We start from the raw sequence: 17392 nt of genomic DNA on the forward strand, positions 1-17392 counted from the left end.
GGCGCGGACCAGCCCTCACACCTCGGCGAAGGCCTCCGACCGGGCGACGACCTCACGGGTCGCGACCCGCCGGGCCAGACGTGCCTCGCCCCACTTGATGAAGCCGACGCCGCCGAGGATGAAGACACCGCCGGCGAGCTGGATCGGGGCGGGCATCTCGGACAGCAGGAGCCACGCGACGATGACGGAGAACGGCACCTCGATGAGGTTGACGAACGAGCCGACGGTCGCACCGATGTAGCGCAGCCCGAGGATGCCGGTGATGTAGGCGCCCGCGGTGAAGAGGACGATGAGGGCCATCGGCAGGATCCACGAGGCCTGGACGCCGCCGAAGTCGACGTCGTCGGTCGTCGCGCCCCACGGCATGATCCCGGTGAGCACGATGACGCCCATGACGAGCGCGCCCACGCCCATGCCGAGTCCCGTCAGCGCCACCGGGGGCACGTTGATCGTGTCCTTGGCCGAGACGAGGAAGTACGAGGCGAGGCAGACGGCGGCGGCGAGCGCCATGACGACGCCGAGGATGCTGATCGAGGCGTCACGCAGGTTGAGGACGAGGATGAGGCCGAACATCGAGACGAGGACGCCGATGAAGGTCACGGTCGCCGGCCGGGTGCGGGTGCGGCCCCAGATCCAGAAGACGATGAGCATCGGCGCGGTCATCTCGAGCAGCAGGGCCACGGCGACAGTGAGGTGTTCGACGGCGATGAAGTAGAACCCCTGCACGCCGGCCATCGAGACGAGGCCGTAGGTGACGACGGTCTTCCAGTGCGTGCGCACCTCCGACCAGCGCCCGCGCAGGGCGATGAGAGTGGGGATGAGCAGGAGCAGAGCCGAACCGGTGAGCCGGATGAGCACGACGGAGCCCGGCGTCCACCCGACCGCGTACATCGTCTTCGCGATCGGTCCCGAGACCGCGAAGAAGAAGGCGGAGACCAGGGTGAGGGCGAACCCCATGACCACGGCGCGACTCATTTCCAACCTCCTGAAGTGTGCGGGCCGTCGACGGGTTCGCCGAGGCGGCCGAGAGTTCCGCTGTGACGGGCGTCACTGCGGGTCAGAGGCGGTGTCCGGGGTCGTTCGCGGATGCCTCGACTTCAGTATTTCCCACCGGGATGAAATGAGTCAAGTGCATTTTGCTCCTTACGAGATATGACACAATGGTCGCCATCATGACTTTCCCCTATGACATCCGCTCGAACCTGATGATGCTCGTCGACCTCCTCAACACCGCAGGCGGCATCGCCGAGTCAGGCGACGAGCTGACCACGACCACGGGCCTGCGCGACTTCGCCGCCCGGCACGACTTCTCCGGACCGCTCACGGCGACGAAGGCCGACGTCGAGGCGACGAGGCGGCTGCGCAACCGCTTCGACGCGGCGTTCTCGATGGACCCCGACGCCGAGGCCGTCAGCAGCGTCGATCCCGAAGCGGAGGAGACAGCGGCCCGTGACGCTCTCGAGCGTCGCATCGTCGACGAGGTCAACCTCACGCTGAGAGAGACGGACGCCCTGCCGCAGCTCGTCCGCCACGACGACTGGGACTGGCATCTCCATGCCGCCGGCGCCGAGGCGAGCCTCGCCGACCGGGTCGCCGTCGACGTCGCACTCGTCCTCATCGACCTCATCCGCTCCGGCGACCTCGACCGCCTCGGCCGCTGCGCCGCCCCGGACTGCCGCGCCTACCTCGCTGACTTCAGCCGCAACCGCTCGAAGCGCTTCTGCGACACCGGCAACTGCGCCAACCGCACCCACGTTGCCGCCTTCCGGGCCCGCCGGAGCGAAGCGGGCTGACACCGTCGGGCCAATTCCCTCCGACTGACCCCGGACCGCAGACCCACCGGCCGCAGGCACCGACCCCCGACCGCAGCCAACCCCAACCCCACCCTGACCACAGCATGCATACGAGCTGAAGAATCCCGCAATTCACGCCTCCGTTCCTGAGAGCCTGAGAGCCGGATCGGACCCGAACGGACTTTCCTGAGAGTTTTCCAGTGACCTCGGTCACAATCGCATTCAGGAATCATCCAAGTGACTCTCAGACTCGCTCTCCACACTGGTCACATGACTGCACAGAATGAAACCGACATCGAAGCCACCCTCCTCGTTGTCGACGATGAGCCCAACATCCGCGAACTCCTCTCGACGAGCCTGCGCTTCGCAGGCTTCGACGTCGTCTCCGCCGCCAACGGAGCCGAGGCCCTGCGTCTGGCGGAGCAGACCAACCCCGACCTTCTCGTCCTCGACGTGATGCTGCCCGATATGGACGGCTTCACCGTCACCCGCCGGCTCCGACAGATCGGCATGAATGCCCCCGTCGTCTTCCTCACCGCCCGTGATGACACCTCGGACAAGATCACGGGGCTGACCGTCGGCGGCGATGACTACGTCACGAAGCCCTTCAGCCTCGAAGAGGTCGTCGCCCGCATCCGCGCGGTGCTGCGCCGCACCCGCAGCCTCGAGGACGAGGAGAACGCCGTGATCGTGGCGGGTGACCTCGAACTCGACGACGACACGCACGAGGTGCGCCGGTCGGGAATCCTCATCGACCTCTCCCCCACCGAGTTCAAGCTCCTGCGCTACCTCATGCTCAACGCCAACCGCGTGCTGTCGAAGTCGCAGATCCTCGACCACGTCTGGGAGTACGACTTCGGCGGCGACACAGGGATCGTCGAGTCCTACATCTCCTACCTGCGCCGCAAAATCGACGTCACCCCGGAGACGGATGCCGCCGGGCACCCTGTCGAAATGGAGTGGACGCCGATGATCCAGACGAAGCGCGGGGTCGGCTACATGCTGCGCACACCGGAATCCAAGTAGTCGTCCAAGCACGGACGCTAGATTACTCACGTGGCAACAAAACACACGCGTCCCTCCCGCCCCGGCTTCTGGGAGGAGTGGTCTCTGACCACGAAGCTCCTGGGGATCATGATGCTGCTCATGCTGCTCGTCCTCTCGGGGACGAGCGCGTGGGTGCTCGAGAACCTCCGCTACAGCCTCATCGAACGCACCGACGAACGGCTCATCAGCGCCTCGGAGACCCTGGCCAAACAGGCGTATCAGGATGTCTTCCAGCCCGCGCAGCTGCAGTCGACGGATGCGACGAAGAACGGGACGGCGAGTCCCACGACGATCGACTCCGATTCGTGGAAGCAGCTCAAGGACCTGCTGCCGGGCGGGTTCTACGTCCAGTTCTTCGACACCTCAGGCAACCCGATCAGCGATCCCGTCGCCCCGTCGCCGAAGAACCACCCGATCCTCCCGCGCATCACCGAAGCCGACGTCTATGAGAGGGCCGGTGAGCCCTTCACGGTCTCCGGCACGAAGTCGCAGTGGCGGGCGCGGGCGATGAAGGTGCAGAACACGCAGGTGCTCGTCACCATCGCGGTGCCCTTCGACCGCGAGATCGACAACATCAACGAGCGCTCCCGGAACACGATGATCGGCATCGGACTGCTCGCCCTCGCTCTCGTCGCAGGTGTCGGGTACTGGGCGATCAACAACACGTTCCGCCCGCTGCGCGACATCGAGAAGACGGCGTCGCGGATCGCCGGCGGCGACCTCAGTCAGCGTGTGCCGACGTTCCCGCGCAACACCGAGCTCGGCCGGCTCTCGGCGGCTCTGAACACGATGCTCGGACGCATCGAGGACTCCTTCGACGGGCAGACGCGGTCGGAGAAGCGGATCCGGCAGTTCGTCTCCGACGCCTCACATGAGCTGCGCACCCCGCTCGTGACAATCCGCGGCTATGCGGAGCTCTACCGGCAGGGCGCGATCACCAAGCCCGACGACATCGCCCAGGCGATGGAGCGCATGGAGTCGGAGGCCAAGCGGATGGGCGTGCTCGTCGACGACCTCGTCGTCCTCGCCCGCCTCGACGAGCAGCGTCCGACCGAGATCGGACCGATCGACCTGTTCAAGGTCGTCCGGGACGCCGCCGCCGACGCCGCAGCACAGGCCCCGGACCGCGATATCAGCTTCATCGGCCTCGACGGCTCGGATGCGCAGCCGGTGCCGCTCATCCGCGGCTCGGAGTCGAAGATCCGTCAGGTCATCGTCAACCTCGCCGGCAACGCCGTGCGCCACACCCCGGAGAGCGCGGCGATCGAGTTCGCCGTAGGCGTCCTCGGACGGCCGTCGTCTGCCGAGGCCAACGGCAACGGCGGCGGCGAGGACCCGTCCAAGGCGGGCGCGAAGGAGAAGTCCCGTGAACGCGGCTTCGTCACCGGCGGGGTCCGCATCTTCCGCCGAGGCGACTCGAGCGGTGCCGACGCCACCGACGCGCAGGAGCCGGCGGGCATCGTCCCCAACGTCACGGCGGCGGGAACCCTGGCCGTCGACGATTCGCTGCGGGGCTTCCCCAACGGCCGCATCCGCTTCGAGGTGCGCGACCACGGCGAGGGCATCGACCCCGAGATGGTCCCGCGGATCTTCGAACGGTTCTACCGGCTCGACGTCTCCCGGACCCGCGACACCGGCGGTTCCGGACTCGGTCTCTCGATCGTCAAGGCGATCGTCGAGAATCACCACGGAGTCATCTCCGTCCATGAAACTCCGGGCGGCGGCGCGACCTTCCGCGTCGACCTCCCCATACCCGAGAACGAAGACAGTGCTCCAGACGCGCGAAAGGACGAGCGATGAGCAGCAACGACGGCAACACTCCCCGCAACCGGGGACGACACGGAGACGACGACTACCGCACGTTCCCTCGTGGCTCTTCCGAGGTCCCGCGCACGTTCCCGACCGATGCGAACGGCAATCCCTCCTCGCCGAGGCGGGACTCGAGTCAGGCCGGACAGGGAACCGGCCAGTCCGGTCAGGGCTCGGAGCAGCCGACGCGCAGCTACCCGGCGACGACCGGTTTCGGTGCCTCGAGCGGCGATGAGCAGACCCGGATCCAGCCGACTCATGCTCAAACCCCTGTGGACAGTGCACGGCCAGGAGCCGGTTCGAGCGCGTCGGGGCAGAACTCGTCCGGGGTGAACTCGTCGAGCACAGGCACCTCGAACACCAGTTCGGCAAGCACAGGTTTGTCGGGACAGAGCACTTCCGGCGGGCAGGGCAGCGGCTACGGCCAGACCAGCCAGTACGGCCAGGCCAGTGCCTCCGGTCAGCCGAACCCCTACTCTCAGTCCGGCTCCCACTCCCAGTCCGGTGCCTCCGGTACCGGCCAGTCGAGCACGCACTCCCAACCCGGTTCCTCCGGCTTCGGTCAGTCGAGCTCGTCCGGCGGCTACGGTCAGTCGAGCGCGTACGGTCAGGGAGCCAAGGGCAGCGCGAGCGGCGGACAGTATTCGTCGCCCGGCCAGTCCTCGGGCGCTCCCGGCGGCGCGGCAGCCGCCGGCTTCGGTGCGGCGGCCGGTTACGGAGCAGGCCAGCAGACCGCAGGCCAGTCCGGTGCAGGCCAGTACGGTTCGGGTCAGCCGGGCACAGGCCAGCAGAGCTCGGTCCAGTCTGGTGCCGGCACCTATGGCTCCGGGCAGTCTGCGACCGGCCAGTCCGGCGCAGCGCAGTACGGCTCCGGGCAGTCGGCATCCGGTCAGTACGGTGCGGGCCAGTACGGTTCCGGTCAGTCCGGCTCCGGGCAGTACGGCGCATCGGGGCAGGGCCAGTACGCCGCGGCAGGCGCGAACCCCTACGGCATCGACCCCAACGGTGCGGGCGCAGGTTCCGGACAGCCGCCTCGGCGGACGAAGCGCGGACCCGGCTGGGGCGCGACGATCGCCATCGCCCTCATCGCCGCCCTCATCGGCGGCGGGGCAGCGTTCGGCGGCAGCTACGCGGTGACGGCGATGCAGGACGACACCGAGTCGCGCAAGGTCGCCGATCAGACGATCGAGACCCCCGACTGGACCGAGGTCGCCAAGACCGCCTCGGAGGGCGTCGTCTCGATCCAGGCCGCCGCCGGCGGCCGCGTCGTCGCCCTCGGCTCGGGTTCGCTCTACGACGACCAGGGCCGGGTCATCACGAACAACCACGTCGTCGCCCCCTCGGACACTCCGGGCGGCGAACTCACGGTGACGATGAAGAACGGGTCGACGATGCGCGCCGAGATCGTCGGACGCGACCCGTCGACGGACATCGCGATCATCAAGCTCGACCAGGTCCCGCAGGGCGTCAAACCCCTGCCCGTCGGTGATTCGAAGGCGCTGAGCGTCGGCGATCCGGTGATGGCGCTCGGCAACCCGCTCGGCCTCGCCGACTCGGTGACCACAGGCATCGTCTCCGCCCTCGACCGCCCCGTGACCACGGAGAACATCGGTGAGAACGCGACTGCCCAGCAGAAGGAGCTGACGATCACCAACGCCATTCAGACAGATGCGGCGATCAACCCGGGCAACTCGGGCGGCCCGCTCGTCGACGGCAACGGCAACTTCATCGGCGTCAACTCCGCCGCCGCCTCGCTCGGTCAGGGTGAGGAGGGCCAGCAGTCCGGATCGATCGGCATCGGATTCGCCATCCCGGCCTCGCAGGCCGTGATGATCGCCGACCAGCTCATCGCCACCGGCAAGGCCAAGCACCCCTTCCTCGGGGTTCGGCTCACCGACGGCCAGATCAACGCCGGCGGCATCACCCGAGCAAGCGCGAAGATCCAGTCCGTCGAGGCCGGCTCGCCTGCTGCGGCGGCGGGAATGAAGGACGGCGACGACGTCATCGCGGTCGGGAGCACGAAGGTGACGAGCGCGATCTCGCTCCAAGCACTCGTCCGCGCTCAGCCGGTCAACACTCCGGTCGAGTTCACCATCGTCCGCGGCGGTCAGGAGCAGAAGCTCTCCGTCACGCTCGTCCTCCGCTGAGGCCGACACACAGCCGCACTCGAGTGCCGGCGGCTGTGGAGAGAAGCGGCACTCATGCGCCCAGAGGGTGTGGACGGCCACCGGCCGTCCACACCCTCCTTCGCGCTGCTTGCCGTGCGTGGTCCGGAGGTTCGACCCTGGTCAGTGACCCCACGACCACAGATCACGCGGGACCGATCCTCCGCCCTCATCGCAGAGGACCCCGCGGAAGAAGGAGCAGCCATGAGTTTCGAAGTCGACGCCGAACGCGTCTCGTCCGCAGCCACCGCCACCGCCGCCTCCTCGCAGGCGCTCGTGAGCGAGTCGAACACGATGCTGCGCAATCTGCTCACCCTCCAGGAATGCTGGAAGGGCAGTGCCGCGCAGAACTTCCAAGCGGTGATCAACCAATGGGAAGGAGCGCAGAAGCAGCTGTTCGAATCGCTCAACTCGATCCACGGCGCACTCGGCACCGCAGCCGCACAGTACTCGGAGGTCGAAGCCGCCAACTCGCGCCTGTTCGCCCCGTGATCGCACGGTGCTCGCCTGCGTCGTCCGGCGAGGGCGACACGCGAAGCGATCTGTCCTTTTTTCCTCACCTGCATCTGGGAAACTATCAGCCTTTATGAGTAGGCTGAAGGCGATAGTTCACGGCGATCGAGGCCGGGAGACTCCGGGATCGGAGGTTTCCGGCCCCTGTCGTCGGATCAGGACCAAAGCAGGAGTCGACTACGGTGAGCATCTTCCAACGAATCGCGACGATCTTCGGAGCGAAGGCGAACAAGGCCCTCGACAAGGCCGAGAACCCCAACGAAACCCTCGACTACTCGTACCAGAAGCAGCTCGAACTGCTGCAGAAGGTGCGCCGCGGCGTCGCGGACGTCGCCACCAGCCGCAAGCGCCTCGAACTGCAGATCAACCAGCTCGAACAGCAGCAGAACAAGCTCTCCGGCCAGGCCCAGAAGGCCATGGAGATCGGCCGCGAGGACCTCGCCCGTGAAGCTCTCACCCGCAAGTCCGGGCTGAGCCAGCAGATCACCGACCTGCAGACCCAGCACGAAGGCCTGCAGGGCGAGGAACAGAAGCTCACGCTTGCCTCGCAGCGCCTGCAGGCGAAGGTCGACGCCTTCCGCACGCGCAAGGAGACCATCAAGGCCACCTACAATGCCGCGGAGGCTCAGTCGAAGATCGGTGAGGCCTTCTCCGGCATCTCCGAGGAGCTCGGCGACGTCGGCCTCGCCGTCCAGCGCGCCGAGGACAAGACCGCCGCCCTCCAGGCTCGCGCCGGCGCCGTCGACGAACTCATCGCCTCCGGTGCCCTCGAAGACGTCACGGGCTCGTCGAAGGACGACATCAGCGCCCAGCTCGACGCGCTCTCGAGCGAGAACGACGTCGAGATGGAACTCGCCCGCATGCGCGATTCGCTGCCGGCCGGAGAGAAGAAGGACCAGAAGTCGCTCGAAGGCGAGGGGCAGTGATGATCATCCGGATCATGGGCGAGGGACAGTTCGACGTCGCCGACGTCGACCAGGAACTTCTGCAGAAGTACGACAACCAGGTCGAGCACGCCGTCGAATCCGGTGACGCCGACGAGGCGCGCACGGCTCTGAGCGCACTCCACGACTACGTCGTGGCCAACGGCACTCCGGTCTCCGACGACTTCCTCGGCACGAGCGACGTCGTCGTTCCCTTCGTCGATGCCACGCTCGAGGAGATCTCCGAGCTGCTCACCGGCGAAGGGTTCATCCCCGACCCCGCGTGAACCGGACCCGGGCGGTGGCTCGCCGGTGAGACGATCACCAGTCGCCGACCCGCATCGACTTCGCGATCTCCGGCCCATCGCCTGACCAGGCGGTGGGCCGGATGCGCACAACCGAGAGAGGACACACGATGTCGAACCGCTTCGTCAAGGACAACGGACTCACCATGCGGATGGGTTGGACGATCTTCCTCAACGGGCTCATCTACGTCGTGCTCATCCTCGCGATCTGGTGGATGCTCGGCGGCAGCACTTCCGGTGTCATCATCGCCGTGCTGGTGAGCGTCGGTGCGTTCTTCTTCCAGTGGTACTTCTCCGATTCGATCGCGATGAAGGCGATGGGCGCCAGGGAGGTCACTCCCGAGGAGGCGCCCGAGCTGCACACGATGATCGACCGGCTCACTCAGCTCTCGGACTCGACGAAGCCGCGGGTCGCGGTGTCGAACTCCGCGATCCCCAACGCCTTCGCCACGGGCCGCTCCCCCAACCGCTCCGTGGTCTGTGTGACGCGCGGACTGCTGGAGAAGCTCGACCGCGACGAGGTCGAAGTCGTCCTCGCCCACGAGCTCTCCCACGTCGCCCACCGCGACGTCACCGTCATGACGGTCGCCGGAGTCACCGGCGTCGTCGCCGCCCTGATGATGCGCGCCGGGTACTACATGACGCTCGGCGGACGCCGTGACAACAACGGCGGCATTCCGATCCAGCTGCTCTTCATCCTCGTCGGCGCCGTCGTCTACGGGCTCTCGTTCCTCCTCATCCGCAGCCTCTCCCGGTACCGTGAGCTCGCCGCCGACCGTGCGGCGGCACTGCTCACCGGTCGCCCCTCGACGCTCGCCTCGGCGCTGACGAAGCTGAGCGGGGACATGAACAAGATTCCGGAGAAGGACCTGCGCGAGACCGCCTCGGCGAACCATCTCGCCCTCATCCCGGCCGCCCACGGCAGCTCCGGGTTCGGCGAGCTCTTCTCCACTCACCCTTCGCTCGACAAGCGCCTCGCCCAGCTCGCGAAGATCTCCGCGCAGCTGTCGAAGCCGGAATAGGAGACCCATGGGCTTCTTCGACGCCATCCTCGGCCGTTCCAAGCCGAAGCGGGCCAACCTCGACGATCTCTTCGCCCTGCCGCCGGCCGCACTCACCCTGCAGGCGGCGGCGGACTTCGTGCCGACTGGGGTCGGGGCGGTCGTCTTCCGCCAGGTCGAGGGCTCGGCCTTCGATTCCGCGGAACGGGAGAGCGTCGCGCTCATCAGCTCCGATCCGGCAGCGAACGTGCGCCAGACCAACGACGGCTTCGGCTACACGTGGCAGGTCGTCTCCGATGCCGACGCGAACGTCGTCAACCTCGTGACGAACCTCCACGCCGTCAACGCGGCCCTGGTCAATCAGGGCTTCGACACGATGCTGCTGTGCTCGACCGTGTACTTCGCCCACCCCGACGGCAGGCGCCTGGCGCTGGTGTACCAGTACAAACGCGGCACGTTCTACCCCTTCGCGCCGACCGGGCCGAAGCAGCGCGACAACGCCCTGGAGATCCAGGTCAAGGGCATCCTCTCCGGGGAGCTGCCGTTCGAGGACGACATGTCCCGGTGGTCACCTCTGTGGGATGCCCCCGGCATGGACGAGAACCCTCGCCCGCTCGAGGGCTGACGAGTCAGGGCGGCCGGACCGCGACTCGCCACCCTGGGCTCAGACCCCGACGAACTCACTGCCGCGCGCCGCCCGCCGCGGAACGGGCGCACACGCGAGACCGCCGTGTCCCCCGAGTGCAGGACTCGGGGGACACGGCGATCGATGTCTCTGCGTTGAGGCGGCGGCGCTCCGAACGCCGCGCTCAGACCACTGTGGTCAGCCCGTCTCGGCTTCGACCTCGAAGGCCTCACCGAGGACTTCGACACGGTCGCCCGGGCGGATCGTCGCACCTCGGCGGGTCTCGACCTCACCGTTGACGGTGACGTCACCGGCGGCGATGAGGTCCTTGGCCATCGCGCCGTGTTCAGCGACGCCGTGGAGTTTGAGCAGCTGACCGAGCTTGATCGACTCGTCGCGGATGGGCACGACGTCCATCAGAAGTCGAAGCCTCCGAAGTCGAATCCTCCGCCGTCGCCGCCGAAGAGACCACCGCCGTCGCCGCCCATGTCACCGCCGCCGACATCGCCGCCACCGGCGTCACCGCCGCCGTCGGCGCCCATGCCGTCCTGGTAGCCGTCGGCGTACGAGCCGTCCCAGCCGCCGCCCATGCCGCCGAAGAGCATGGCGCCCATGAGGACGCCGGGCAGCAGACCGGAACCGGCGTAGGAGTTGAAGTAGCCGCGGTTGTACTCGGCGTAGGCGGGGCCCGCCTCCCAGTACGCGCGACGCGTGTGACCGTCAGCGGTGACGACCTTGCGGACTGCGGGTTCGGCACCGACGGCGACGCGTTCGGCGTCGGCGGCGCACACGGGAACCGGGCGCAGCTGACCGCCGGCCGGGGCCCAGTCGATGTCCTCGACGGAGGGTCCGTGCTGGGGGTTGAAGAAGCACGGCGGGCGACGCACGGGAAGGGGCTTGCCCTCGACGCGGGCGCGCACGCACTTCGCGGCGTAGCGGCCGTCCTCGAGCGCCTCGGTGACGTGACGGATGTCGGTCGGCTCCTCGACCTTCTCGAGGGTCTCCTTCGCGACGTCGTACGAGTCGAGCGCCTGCTTGTAGTCCTGCGCTCCACCGGTGTCGAGTTCGACCCCGGACGTGAGGATGTCGAGCTCAGCGACCTCTTCGCCGAACTCCGTGACGTCCTCTTCGGCAGCCTTCTTCACCTGCGCGAGCTCCGCGGCGTGGAGCTCCTTCTGACGTTTCTTCTCCTTGCGGTGGCCGATGAAGAAGATGGCCCCGAGGACGATGAGTATGAACAGGAAAACTGTTCCCACGATCTCTGCCTCCCAGCTGAACGAAACTGTGTCCAGTATGCCCGACTAAACTGGCAAGGGACTGAGCCGCGCCCCCATGCCGGCTCCGTTTCCCCCACCTGTTCCCTGGTTCGGCGACAGCGTCCGCTCCCGACCTCATCCGAGGAGGCCGAGCCCTTTCGCCAGGGTCGCCGCTCCCCCTCCGAAGGCGAGGACGATCATCGCCGCCCGTGCCGTCTGCGGTGCGACCCTGCGGGCGAGCAGATCCCCGCCGAGGAGGCCCGCCACGAGCACGACCCCGATCCCCACCCAGATGGCTGGGTCGAGGCGCGGCCACGCCCCCTCGTCGAGGAGGGCCTTCGCGAGGATCGCCGATCCGGTGCCGACGACGAGGAAGGGCTGCAGGGTCGCGGCGAACGACCGCTGCTCCCACCTCGTGAGCACCGCGTAGGCGCTCACCGCTGGCCCGCCGGCACCGGCGGCCGCCGACATCGTGCCCGAGACGAACCCCGCCGTGAACTGCGTGCCGAAGTTCTCCGGGATCCTCGCGCCGAGGTGGCCGATGAGGAGGGAGACCCCGAGTGAGGCGATGATGAGCAGTCCGATGAGGACCTGCAGAGGTGCGGTCGGCAGCGCCGTCGTGAGCAGTGCTCCCGGCAGAGTGCCGACGACCGTGCCGAAGGCGAGCTTGGCGAAGATCGGCCATTCGACCTCCCTCCACGTGCGCGCGAAGACCGTGCCGGCCGCGATGATGCCGCAGATGTTGACGAGGATGACCCCGGAGACCGGGTCGAGGAGGAGGACGAGGAACGGGCCGCTGACCAGGCCGAACCCCATTCCCGTGATCCGCTGTGAGAGTGCCCCGACGAAGACTGCGGTGAGGATGAGCACGACGACGGGTTCCACGCTCGCCAGTCTAGCCAGCCGGGTTTCAGCCGGCGGCGGCAGCCCACTGGACGGACGTCCGTGTCCAGTCGGGTCTCTGCGTTCACCCGGTGAACATCCTGGTTCAGCCCCACCTTTGCGGGGTTACAGTATTAGGCATGGAAAGTCGTGGTCTCTGGTCCCGCTTCAGCGCAGACCCGCGCGCGTACGGCCAGGTGAGGGCCTCCGATGCCGACCGGGCCGTGGTCACAGACGTGCTGTCGGAGGCCTACGCCCTCGGGCAGGTCGACGCCGATGAGTTCGACGAGCGCATGGAGACCGCCGGACACGTCAAGACCCTCGGGGAGATCCCGCCGCTCATCGAGGACCTCGTCGTCGCCGGTGCCGACGAGGTCGATCCCGGTGCCCTCGACGACGCCGGCCGGGCCCGGGCGCTCGCACAGCTCGACGACGACCGGATCCCCATCACTCCCGTGCAGATCCAGGAGGCCGCGGAGAAGTACTACCGGGACCGGGTGCGCCGCGCCCTCATCGGCATGATCGCCGGCCCCGTCGGCTTCACGACCGCCATCTGGGCGTTCGGCAGCATCATGTCGGGGACGCTGATCTTCTTCTGGCCGATCTTCGTCATCGCCCCGATGCTCTTCGGCGCGGTCTCCCAGATCGCGAACAAGCAGGACGTCATCCGCCGCCGCAGGCAGGAGCTGACGAAGCGGGCCCGGGCCCACCTCGGCGACGAGGAGGCGAAACGGCAGCTCGAGGCACAGCCGCCGGTCGACGATGACGCCGAGGACATCTTCGGTCAGGGCCTCCAGCCGCCGCACCCGCCGCTGCCGCCCTATGCTCCCGGGCACACGCCTCCGCGTGACGAACTGCGCAGGCGCCGGGAGGAGCGCCGGCGACGCCGCCAGAACCCCTGGGACTGACACTCACTGATGTCGGCCGTCGGCCGAGGCGGCCGGACCCTGCAGGACCGGCCCACCTCTCGTGAGGCTGACCGGCGACACCACAGCACCATGCACATATGAGAAGAGCCGTGCCGGCGTCCTCGCGGACACCGGCACGGCTCGTTCAGCGCGGGCTGATCAGAAGCCCATGCCGCCCATTCCGTCCATCCCGGCAGCGGCTGCGTCAGCACCCGGTGCGGCCTTCTCAGGCTTGTCGGCGACGACCGACTCGGTGGTGAGGAACAGACCGGCGATCGACGCTGCGTTCTGCAGAGCCGAACGGGTCACCTTGACCGGGTCGTTGATGCCTGCGGCGAGCAGGTCCTCGTACTGACCGGTGGCTGCGTTGAGCCCCCAGCCGGGTTCGAGGTTCGCGACCTTGTCGGCGACGACACCGGCTTCGAGACCGGCGTTCGTGGCGATCTGCTTGAGCGGAGCCTCGATGCCGACCTTGACGATGTTGGCACCCGTGGCCTCGTCGCCGGTGAGCGAAAGGTCCTCGAACGCCGTCTTGCCGGCCTGGATGAGGGCGACGCCGCCACCGGCGACGATTCCCTCTTCCACAGCGGCCTTCGCGTTGCGGACAGCATCTTCGATGCGGTGCTTGGTCTCCTTGAGCTCGACCTCGGTCGCGGCTCCGGCCTTGATGACGGCAACACCGCCGGCCAGCTTGGCCAGGCGCTCCTGCAGCTTCTCACGGTCGTAGTCGGAGTCCGAGTTCTCGATCTCGGCGCGGATCTGAGCCACGCGTCCGGCGATCTCGTCGGCGTCTCCCGCACCTTCGATGATGGTCGTCTCGTCCTTGGTGACGACGACCTTGCGAGCGGTGCCGAGCAGGTCGAGGGTGACGTTGTCGAGCTTGAGCCCGACTTCCTCGGACACGACCTGGCCACCGGTGAGGATGGCGATGTCGGCGAGCTGAGCCTTGCGGCGGTCACCGAAGCCCGGGGCCTTGACGGCCACGGACTTGAAGGTGCCGCGGATCTTGTTGAGCACGAGCACGGCGAGGGCTTCGCCCTCGACGTCTTCGGCGATGATGAGCAGCGGCTTGTTGGTCTGCTGGACCTTCTCGAGGACGGGCAGCAGATCCTTGACGTTCGAGATCTTCGAGTTGACGATGAGGATGTAGGGATCCTCGAGGACAGCTTCCTGACGGTCGGTGTCGGTGACGAAGTAACCGGAGATGTAGCCCTTGTCGAAGCGCATGCCCTCGGTCAGTTCGAGTTCGAGTCCGAAGGTGTTGGACTCCTCGACGGTGACGACGCCTTCCTTGCCGACCTTGTCGATCGCCTCGGCGATGAGCTCACCGATCGCAGGGTCACCGGCGGAGATCCCGGCGGTGGCAGCGATCTGCTCCTTGGTCTCGATCTCGATGGCGTTGTCGAGCAGGACGTCCGTGACAGCTGCCACGGCCTTCTCGATGCCGCGCTTGAGGCTGAGCGGATCGGCACCGGCAGCCACGTTGCGCAGACCCTCGCGGACGAGTGCCTGAGCGAGAACGGTGGCGGTGGTGGTGCCGTCGCCGGCGACGTCGTCGGTCTTCTTGGCGACTTCCTTGACGAGCTCAGCGCCGATCTTCTCGTAGGGATCCTCGAGTTCGATCTCCTTGGCAATGGACACGCCATCATTGGTGATGGTGGGTGCGCCCCACTGCTTTTCGAGCACGACATTGCGACCGCGGGGTCCAAGTGTCACCTTGACCGCGTCCGCAAGCTGGTTGAGGCCAGCTTCGAGTCCCCGACGAGCTTCTTCGTCGAATGCAATCATCTTTGCCATAGTGGCCTAGATCCTCCCTGATGGAGTGGACTGGGATCCCAGAGCAGTCGTCAGCGCCCGCGACGGCAGAGAGTGTGTCCGCATGTTCCATTCCACACGGGGACCACGCTCTCGAGACGACCGATGCGATCCCGAGGTTTTCACCACCACTAGATTTAGCACTCTCAAGGGGAGAGTGCAAACGAAATCCTCGCAGCACCCGAGATTCCGGGGAGTTTCGGAGGCACGCTCCCGGGCAGCCCGAACGCTTTCGGCTCAGCGTGAACGCTCGGGCCGAGGACTCAGCGACCGGCAGCGTCGCCGGGATCGTTCTCCCTGTCGGCGCCGCCGCCTGCCGACTCGCGCCTGACATCGGCGGCGTAGTCGCGCCCCCACTCCGCCATGGCGTCGAGGAGAGGCTGGACGTTCCTGCCGCACTCCGTCAGGCCGTACTCGACCTTCGGGGGCACCTCGGCGTAGACGGTCCTGGTGATGAGGCCGTCGGCTTCGAGCTCCCGCAGCTGCCGGGTGAGCACGCGCGGGGTCGGCTCTCCCGCTGCTCGCCGGAGCTCGCCGAAGCGCATGACCTCGTTCCGCCCGAGCAGACTGAGCACGACCGGTTTCCATGCCCCGCCGAGCACGGCCACGGTCACCTCCGCCGCGCAGTTGTGCGACCACGAAGCGATGACGCCGTCGACGCGATTCCTCGGCATGTCCGTCCTCCTCGCCGCACTCCCCCGTGTTCCCGACGTTGTCGCCGGAGCTTCAGTATCAATTCTGTCCGTACTGGCCGAGATTGTGCATACTTGTGCCCATCGTAGCGCGAGCTCACAGTGGAGTCATGACCGCCCGACCTCCGTCTCCCCCGACCGCACCTATGCCCGGCCTCTGGCCGACGATGGTCCCACTGCTCATGGGAATCCTCTGCGGAGCGCTGGGGGTGAGCATGATCAACACCGCACTGCCGGCCATCGCCCTGGACCTCGACGTCCCCGAGTCGATGCGCGCGTGGATCGTCGATGTCTACCCGCTCGCGACTGCCGTGACCATCGTCGTCGCGGCCCGCTGCGGGGATCGCTTCGGGCGACGCCGGATGTTCGCCCTCGGCACGATCGGCTACGCGGCCGCCGCTTCCCTCGCGGCGTTCAGTCCCGGTCCGGCCGTCCTCATCGGCAGCCGCGTCCTCATGGGCATGGCCGGAGCATTCATCATCGCCAGCGTCGTCTCGACGGTCGGAGCGCTGTTCACGGGCCGCAGCCTCGTCATCGCGAACGGACTGTGGATGGCGGTCTTCGGCCTCGGGAACTCCTTGGGGCCGGTGCTCGGCGGCCTGTTCACAGAGCTGTGGGGGTGGCGATCCGTCCTCGCATCCTCCACGCCGCTCGCGCTGGCCGCGGCAGGACGCGCTGTGGCCTGGCTGCCCGAGACCCGATCACAGACGCGGGTGCGCTTCGATCCGCTCAGCATCGTCGCATCGGGCGCCGGGGTCGGTGCCGTCGTCGCCGGAATCAAACTCTTCGCCGTCGATCCTCTGGCCGGGAGCCTGTGGTCTGCCTCCGGGCTCGTCCTTCTCGTGGCGTTCGTCGTCCGGCAGCGGCGACTGGAGGCTCCGCTCATCGCCGTCGAGCTGTTCACGCGTCGCCGGTTCTCATCGGCGGCGATCCAGCTGTTCGTGTCCGCGGCGACGGCCGCTGCGTCGATCTATCTGCTCAGCATCCATCTGCAGGCCGCCGTCGGCCGCTCCCCTGCCGCTGCCGGAATGGCGCTCGTGCCGCAGGCGGTGGCGACCGTGGCCGGTGGCCTGCTGGCGCCGTGGGTGGCGCTGCGGCTCGGCAGACCTGCCGCGATCGCCATCGCGCTCGGGTTCCAAGCGCTCGGTCTCGCTTCCCTCGCCCTAGCACCGACGGCGAGTCCTGTTCCGCTGGTCCTCGTCGGGCTCGGGTTCGGGTTCATCGGCACCGTGGCGACGACAGCGCTCTTCGAGTCCTCACCGAGGTCGTCGGCCGGTCAGGTGGGGGCGATCCAGGAGGTCGCCTTCGCCCTCGGCGGCGGGGCTGGGGTGGCGGTGTTCGCGACGCTCGCGCTCCTCGGCGGTCCGCACGGATTCGCCCTCGCGCTCATCGCCGCAGCGAGCCTCACTCTCGCCTCAGCATTCCTCGCGATCCGACGCACGCCGACACCTGATTCGGGGACGACAGCCGGACTGCGGAGCAGAGTCCGACGGCGCAGCAACGCCCGACCACGGTGCGGCAGCCCCGGATGATTCCGCAATGCGCTGCCCGCAATCGAATCTGCCGGGAGACATCCGCGGACACTGCTCCATGCCATCGCCGGTCACCGCGCCGGCCGACTCGCGCTCGACTCAGTCGATCACCGCAGCTGCCGGCCG

General features: G+C 67.7%; 17 protein-coding genes. 11 read left to right on the top strand and 6 right to left on the bottom strand.

What is annotated here, in order from left to right; translation table 11 throughout:
* Positions 1–15: 15 nt before the first annotated feature.
* Positions 16–975: an EamA family transporter gene (locus AAHA49_RS03550; RefSeq protein ID WP_342037209.1), complete on the bottom strand. Its 960-nt coding sequence runs from the start codon at positions 973–975 to the stop codon at positions 16–18.
* A 197-nt stretch (positions 976–1172) separates the two neighbouring features.
* Here AAHA49_RS03550 and AAHA49_RS03555 point away from each other — a divergent pair, with 197 nt between their 5' ends.
* From AAHA49_RS03555 to pspAB, 9 genes are all read left to right on the top strand, one after another.
* Complete coding sequence (locus AAHA49_RS03555; protein WP_342037210.1) at positions 1173–1793, top strand: CGNR zinc finger domain-containing protein; 621 nt, start codon at positions 1173–1175, stop codon at positions 1791–1793.
* A 270-nt stretch (positions 1794–2063) separates the two neighbouring features.
* The gene (locus AAHA49_RS03560) at positions 2064–2819 is read left to right on the top strand and encodes a response regulator transcription factor (RefSeq protein ID WP_342037211.1); all 756 of its coding nucleotides are present in this window, start codon (positions 2064–2066) and stop codon (positions 2817–2819) included.
* A 30-nt stretch (positions 2820–2849) separates the two neighbouring features.
* Positions 2850–4640 carry a sensor histidine kinase gene (locus AAHA49_RS03565; protein ID WP_425286496.1) on the top strand — a complete coding sequence of 597 codons (1791 nt, stop codon included), beginning with the start codon at positions 2850–2852 and terminating at the stop codon, positions 4638–4640.
* Entirely contained in the window at positions 4637–6796 is a 2160-nt protein-coding gene (locus tag AAHA49_RS03570; RefSeq protein WP_342037212.1) for a trypsin-like peptidase domain-containing protein, read from the top strand. The genes AAHA49_RS03565 and AAHA49_RS03570 overlap by 4 nt, the downstream gene beginning before the upstream one ends.
* A 222-nt stretch (positions 6797–7018) precedes the next feature.
* The gene (locus AAHA49_RS03575; RefSeq protein WP_339392258.1) at positions 7019–7306 is read left to right on the top strand and encodes a WXG100 family type VII secretion target; all 288 of its coding nucleotides are present in this window, start codon (positions 7019–7021) and stop codon (positions 7304–7306) included.
* A 203-nt stretch (positions 7307–7509) separates the two neighbouring features.
* Positions 7510–8253 (top strand): PspA/IM30 family protein, encoded by a 744-nt coding sequence (locus tag AAHA49_RS03580; protein WP_342037213.1) that lies wholly within the window; start codon positions 7510–7512, stop codon positions 8251–8253.
* A complete protein-coding gene (gene pspAA, locus AAHA49_RS03585; protein ID WP_422614414.1) occupies positions 8253–8537 on the top strand; it encodes a PspA-associated protein PspAA in 285 nt (94 codons plus the stop codon). Before AAHA49_RS03580 ends, pspAA begins: the two co-directional genes overlap by 1 nt.
* A 128-nt stretch (positions 8538–8665) precedes the next feature.
* Positions 8666–9577 (top strand): zinc metalloprotease HtpX, encoded by a 912-nt coding sequence (gene htpX, locus AAHA49_RS03590; protein ID WP_342037214.1) that lies wholly within the window; start codon positions 8666–8668, stop codon positions 9575–9577.
* Positions 9578–9584: 7 nt separating this feature from the next.
* The gene (gene pspAB, locus AAHA49_RS03595; protein ID WP_342037215.1) at positions 9585–10181 is read left to right on the top strand and encodes a PspA-associated protein PspAB; all 597 of its coding nucleotides are present in this window, start codon (positions 9585–9587) and stop codon (positions 10179–10181) included.
* Positions 10182–10379: 198 nt separating this feature from the next.
* Here the strand turns inward: pspAB and AAHA49_RS03600 are convergent, their stop codons facing one another.
* The 3 genes from AAHA49_RS03600 to AAHA49_RS03610 all read right to left on the bottom strand — a co-directional run bounded on the left by AAHA49_RS03600 (position 10380) and on the right by AAHA49_RS03610 (position 12322).
* A complete protein-coding gene (locus tag AAHA49_RS03600) occupies positions 10380–10598 on the bottom strand; it encodes an RNA-binding S4 domain-containing protein (RefSeq protein WP_342037216.1) in 219 nt (72 codons plus the stop codon).
* Entirely contained in the window at positions 10598–11437 is an 840-nt protein-coding gene (locus AAHA49_RS03605) for an OadG family protein (protein WP_339392264.1), read from the bottom strand. The genes AAHA49_RS03600 and AAHA49_RS03605 overlap by 1 nt, the downstream gene beginning before the upstream one ends.
* A 135-nt stretch (positions 11438–11572) precedes the next feature.
* Entirely contained in the window at positions 11573–12322 is a 750-nt protein-coding gene (locus AAHA49_RS03610; RefSeq protein ID WP_342037217.1) for a TSUP family transporter, read from the bottom strand.
* A gap of 137 nt (positions 12323–12459) precedes the next feature.
* Between AAHA49_RS03610 and AAHA49_RS03615 the strand changes: the two genes are divergently transcribed.
* Complete coding sequence (locus AAHA49_RS03615) at positions 12460–13227, top strand: DUF1707 SHOCT-like domain-containing protein (protein WP_342037218.1); 768 nt, start codon at positions 12460–12462, stop codon at positions 13225–13227.
* A 159-nt stretch (positions 13228–13386) separates the two neighbouring features.
* On the opposite strand, the gene groL is transcribed toward AAHA49_RS03615, so the two are convergent.
* Positions 13387–15024 carry a chaperonin GroEL gene (gene groL / locus AAHA49_RS03620; protein WP_339392267.1) on the bottom strand — a complete coding sequence of 546 codons (1638 nt, stop codon included), beginning with the start codon at positions 15022–15024 and terminating at the stop codon, positions 13387–13389.
* A 281-nt stretch (positions 15025–15305) separates the two neighbouring features.
* Positions 15306–15716, bottom strand: a complete 411-nt coding sequence (locus AAHA49_RS03625) for a winged helix-turn-helix transcriptional regulator (RefSeq protein ID WP_342037219.1) — start codon at positions 15714–15716, stop codon at positions 15306–15308.
* A 128-nt stretch (positions 15717–15844) separates the two neighbouring features.
* On the opposite strand from AAHA49_RS03625, the gene AAHA49_RS03630 reads away from it, so the two are divergent.
* Positions 15845–17266: an MFS transporter gene (locus AAHA49_RS03630; RefSeq protein WP_342037220.1), complete on the top strand. Its 1422-nt coding sequence runs from the start codon at positions 15845–15847 to the stop codon at positions 17264–17266.
* Positions 17267–17392 lie beyond the last annotated feature (126 nt).

Source organism: Brevibacterium ammoniilyticum (assembly GCF_038429965.1).
Lineage (GTDB): Bacteria > Actinomycetota > Actinomycetes > Actinomycetales > Brevibacteriaceae > Brevibacterium > Brevibacterium ammoniilyticum.